The organism is Nocardiopsis lucentensis DSM 44048, from assembly GCF_000341125.1.
GTDB classification, from domain to species: Bacteria; Actinomycetota; Actinomycetes; order Streptosporangiales; family Streptosporangiaceae; genus Nocardiopsis; species Nocardiopsis lucentensis.
The window spans coordinates 1-830 of the sequence record NZ_ANBC01000961.1 but is presented as its reverse complement, the minus strand read 5'-3'; the positions used below and the strand labels follow the sequence as shown (position 1 = coordinate 830).

The window sequence follows — 830 nt, the reverse complement described above, 5'->3', positions numbered from 1 at the left end:
CGGTCGGCGCGGTCGGCCGCCCGCCGCTGGGCCCGGGAGACCTCCACCCGCGGCACCGCCGCCAACAACCCCCGCGTGTAGGGATGCTCGGGATCGGCCAGCACCGTACGCACGTCCCCGCGCTCGACCGCCACACCATGACGCATCACCACGACCTGGTCCACCGACCCGGCCACCACCGCCAGATCATGCGAGACCAGGATCAACCCCATGTCCAGATCGGTGCGCAACTCGTCCAACAGATCCAACACCTGGGCCTGGACCGTCACATCCAACGCGGTGGTCGGCTCATCGGCCAACAACACCTTGGGATCGCACATCAACCCCATCGCGATCACCACACGCTGACGCATCCCCCCGGAGAACTCATGGGGGTAGGAGTTGATCCGCCTCGCCGGGTCCGGGATCCCCACCCGCTCCAACGACTCGATCGCCCGCGTGCGCGCCTGCGCCTTGGTCGCCTTGGGGTGGTGGATCCGGTACGCCTCGATCAGCTGGTTGCCGATCGTGTACTGCGGGTGCAACGACTGCATCGGGTCCTGGAACACCATCGCGATGTCGTTGCCGCGCATCCGCCGCAGCCGCTGGTCCGAAGCGGCCACCACGTCCTGGCCCGCCACCTCGATCGACCCGGTGATCTTCGCCCGGCTGCCCCGGTGCAACCCCATCAACGCCAGCGACGTCACGCTCTTACCCGAGCCCGACTCCCCCACGATGCCCAGAGCGCCCCCACGGGGCACCTCAAAGGACAACCCTTTCACCGCGTGGACGTCACCGTCCATCGTCGGGAACGTCACCCGCAGGTCGTCCACCCGGACGACGGGCTCGGT

The 830-nt window shown here is 68.4% G+C and carries 1 protein-coding gene; it reads right to left on the bottom strand.

All coding sequences use genetic code 11. From position 1 onward, the window contains the following. Positions 1 to 830, bottom strand: an 830-nt coding sequence (locus D471_RS0132310; protein WP_017602436.1) for an ABC transporter ATP-binding protein, incomplete at both ends; no start/stop codon positions are given.